The sequence below is a fragment of the bacterium genome (assembly GCA_037128595.1).
In the GTDB taxonomy this organism is placed as follows: domain Bacteria; phylum Verrucomicrobiota; class Kiritimatiellia; order CAIKKV01; family CAITUY01; genus JAABPW01.
Genome location: JBAXWB010000060.1, coordinates 1 through 3707 on the forward strand (window position 1 = coordinate 1; position 3707 = coordinate 3707).

At 56.3% G+C, this 3707-nt stretch carries 5 protein-coding genes; all 5 read right to left on the reverse strand.

Annotated elements, in window-relative coordinates; all coding sequences use genetic code 11:
* Window positions 1–214 precede the first annotated feature (214 nt).
* The gene (locus WCS52_19315; protein MEI6169338.1) at window positions 215–718 is read right to left on the reverse strand and encodes a hypothetical protein; all 504 of its coding nucleotides are present in this window, start codon (window positions 716–718) and stop codon (window positions 215–217) included.
* An 82-nt stretch (window positions 719–800) separates the two neighbouring features.
* The gene (locus WCS52_19320) at window positions 801–1298 is read right to left on the reverse strand and encodes a hypothetical protein (GenBank protein MEI6169339.1); all 498 of its coding nucleotides are present in this window, start codon (window positions 1296–1298) and stop codon (window positions 801–803) included.
* 32 nt (window positions 1299–1330) lie between these two features.
* The gene (locus WCS52_19325) at window positions 1331–1564 is read right to left on the reverse strand and encodes a hypothetical protein (GenBank protein ID MEI6169340.1); all 234 of its coding nucleotides are present in this window, start codon (window positions 1562–1564) and stop codon (window positions 1331–1333) included.
* 34 nt (window positions 1565–1598) lie between these two features.
* Window positions 1599–2660 carry an ATP-binding protein gene (locus tag WCS52_19330; protein MEI6169341.1) on the reverse strand — a complete coding sequence of 354 codons (1062 nt, stop codon included), beginning with the start codon at window positions 2658–2660 and terminating at the stop codon, window positions 1599–1601.
* Window positions 2661–2691: 31 nt separating this feature from the next.
* A partial coding sequence (locus tag WCS52_19335) for an integron integrase (protein ID MEI6169342.1) occupies window positions 2692–3707 on the reverse strand: 1016 nt, incomplete at its 5' end.

Consider the following 3707-nt stretch of genomic DNA (forward strand, 5'->3'; position numbering starts at 1 on the left):
CGACGGAGCTTCCAATTTGATGGAGTATCTCGCGGGCACCGCCCGAACAGCGCAGAGGGACACGAGGTTCTGGGAATTGTGAACGAACCTGAAAAAGCCTGAAAGTGCCTAGAATAAAGGCTTTTTCGGCCGGATTCGTTCGGGGTGAGGTTTTGTGACTGAGAAAGCCAAAAACGCCCCAGGGACAGAGGTTTTGTGAATAAAACCCGAAAAATCAGGATTTCTTGCGCAATGCGGTCAGGCGAGTGCGGATGGTGAAAAAGAGCCGCTGAAGGTCGTTGGAGGTCAGCTCGGTGAGAGCCCGTCCGTGGTACTTGTCGCGGATAATGGCGGCAACATAGGAATCGGAAATCAGTCCGCCAGATGTGGCAATGAGCTGGTCAAGTTTCCAGCGGATTGTTTCGCGGTTTTCGGCGGTGTCTGAGGCTTCCGTCGAACCGGCAACACGTCCGGTTTTTGACCAGGTGCTTTGCGCTGCGGATTCCTTGCCGGCCAGGCGCTGGAAATGGCCGAGGATGGAGCGGTAGTGGTTTTGGTTGCAACGTCTGAGGGATTCGATACCGCATGCAATGCGGGTTTGGAGATGCCTCCACTCGTCGAATTTTTCGGTGACGAGGCCGCACCGGTCCTGAATGTCAAACGCCGCCCTGGCAGCAATCGACAGGGTTGCTTTTTGGATGTTTGAGAGTGGAGTGGTGGACCAGGATTTAGCGCTCATTGGATGGGTGGATAAGGGAAAATTTGGGGGCCGGCATGAATGCGAAGCGGAGGCTAAACCGCACCGGCCCCACGGGCCGAAGTCAGGCAGTTACCTGGTCAATGGGCTTGGCATTGTCCCAGGCGATAATGGTGCGGGATTTGGGGATACCGGCCTTGTCCCGTTGGAGGCTGGCTGAGATAAATAGAGGAGCCGCCGCTGACAGGATTTCGCGGGCCGCTTTGCGGAAAGCCTGGCCCTCTTCCTGGACCCGGTCAAACTTGCGGGTCTCGATAAAAAACCGGCTCAGTTGGCCGTGTGAAATGCGCTCCAAATCAGTGTGCATTGGGGTGTCCGGTCGGAAGGATTTAACGACTTGGTCGGACTCAAAAACAACGGGCACAATCAATCCCAGCTTGGGTGACCTAGCGAGGAATTGGCGGCCCTCGCGGTCAGCTTCTTGGAGGGGGATTTGCTCGCCGGAAAGACCGGCTTGCTCCAGTCGCTTTTCGATTTCTTTAAGCTCGGTTTGTCCGGTCTTGATCGACTTTCTAAGCTCCAGTCCGCGCTCGATGTCAGTGGAAATTTGGGTGGGTGTCATGGGGGCAATTATGGGGTGCTAAAACGGGCAAATCAGAGGCGGCCTTGGAGGATTGAAAGGCGGCGATAAACCGCCGCCGTTTCACGTTTCAAAATGGCGGCAATCCGTTTGATTTCCTTGTCAATTTTCCCCTTGGCTAAAACCCCCTTGCGGGTTTCCCGTTTGCAGTCCAGAGCGACTTTTCGGAGGGCTTTTCTAAGGGTTGTAATTTCGGCTTTGATCACGCGTTTTTCTGCGGTGGCAATCGTTGTATTGTTTGGCGTCATGGGGTGTTTGTGTGGGTAGATTGGAGGGGTTGTTTTAATCCCAGTCGTTTTTCGGAGCGGATGAATTACTGGCTACGATTTTTTCGGCGTTGAGGTAGTTTGACCAGGTCACCGGGGAGGCTTCGCGGGCGGCGATTTTGAGGGCGTAGCGCAGGCGCTCGGTGATGCCCTTGAGGCCGGTTTGCTGGGCAAGCCTGCTGATGAGTTCGAACGGCCGCTGGCCGTCGATCAGGATGGATTTGTGGGGCCATTTGAGGCCGTGGGCTTCGAGGATGGCGCGCACGTCTTTTTGCAGCGGGGTGCTGCCCAGATGTGGCCGGTGAATGCCCCGGCGCAGCAGCTGGTGGAGGGCGGTTTTGAACTCCTTGGTGATGCGCTCAAAATCAATGTCCGTGGTGGAGAACAGCATGCCGCATTGATCGGAATCGTAGAGCGCGCGGATGAATTCCATGGCGGAGAGAAAGGTGCGCGGGGTGCTGGCCAGAGTGAGAACGTGAAAGTCATCGAAAATGATAAGCATATCGCGGGTGACGGCCTTGCGCAGACGCCGGGAGATCATCGCCAGCGAACCGCTGGAGGAAACCCCGATTTCCTCGCACACGGCCACCGCCAGGCCCTTGGCACCCATGCCTGAGGTAACAGTGACCAGGAAGGTGTCATGCGGTCGGGTGTCACGGTACTTGTTGAGGGCGGTGGTCTTGCCGATATGGCTGGCCCCGGTCAGGAACACAGGGGAGCGGCTTTCGCGGGCGAGGTCGCAGTTGAAGGCCACCTTGCGGGAGGTGTCCGTTGAAATGATATGAATGCTGCTTGGCAGCTTGGCGACGATGGCAGCCTTGTAGGCGGCGATATTGCGAGCGCAGCCGGTAGGGAGGTCATAAGGAGCGCCATCGCCGCGTGGCTCTATGTAGGTGCCATTGAGCAACTTTCCCATGGTGCTGTAATTGACATCGGAGGCAAGGCAAAAATCGGCCAGCACCATGCCGAGTCCGGCGCAATGGTGGAAGGCCCAGGTGAGCAGGCGCTGGTTTTCCGGGGTGCAATGCTCCAGGCGTTTGGTCAGGTCGGCGGGGGTTAATTTCCAGGGGTGGTTCATGGTATTCATTGATGTTTGGATGAGAATTTATTCAGGCGGTTTTGCGGAACATGGGGAGCACGTTGTCCAGCGGGCTGGAAACTCTGGAGGCCAATTGAGGCAGACAATGCAGGTAGATTTCCGTCGTCTGGATATTGGTGTGGCCCATCAGCTCCATCAGTTCTTGGATCGTGCCACCGGCAGCAAGATAAGAGGTGGCAAAGCCGTGGCGAAATGAATGGGCGGTGACGCGTTTATTCATCCGCGCACGGGTGCAGGCTATTTTCAGCGCCTTGGCAAATCCGTCCTCATGCCGATGGTGGCGGCGGACGGTTCCAGACTCAGGATCGGTGCTTTCTCCCGGCGCAGGGAAGACCCAAAACCATGGCCATTCCGCACCTGATTTTGGCGCTTTGCGTGCCACTGTGGAAGGCACCTCGACGCCGGGCCTTCCCGCCCTCCGGTCCTCATCAAAAATCGCCCGGTTGACACGGTAGCGGGCCGTCAACGCCGGTATGATGGACTGGGGCAAAAGAGTGACGCGATCCTTGCCTCCTTTACCCTCCCGCACGGTCACGGTTCCAGCATGGGAATCTAGGTCTTTGGAGCGCAGTTGCAAGGCTTCTGAAATCCTCAGACCAGACCCATAAAGCAGGCTTGCAACTTCATTCCACGGCTGCGGTAACAGTTCAATAATTGAAATCGCTTCAACGCGTGATACCCATACAGGAACCCGCTTTTTTTCCGATGGACGGACCCACTCTGGAAGTGTTCCCAGGGGCTTTTCAAGAGCGCGATAGAGCGCCACCAGTGCATTGAGTGCCTGCTTCTGGGTAACCGATGAACGGTTACCCGCCAACCATGAAAGGTACGCGCATACTTTGTCCTCAGAAGTGACCGATCCAGGGGCTTGAAATCGAGCGTATCGGGAGGCATGGCCTAGATAGCACTCGCGCGTCCGTCGCATCAACCGGCGTTCACGCATCCATGCGTCAAATTTCTCTAGGGCTTCAGTTGGTTTCATTGGCTGGTGATATTTTAGAATTAAGTCGGCAGAATCAGCTGTTC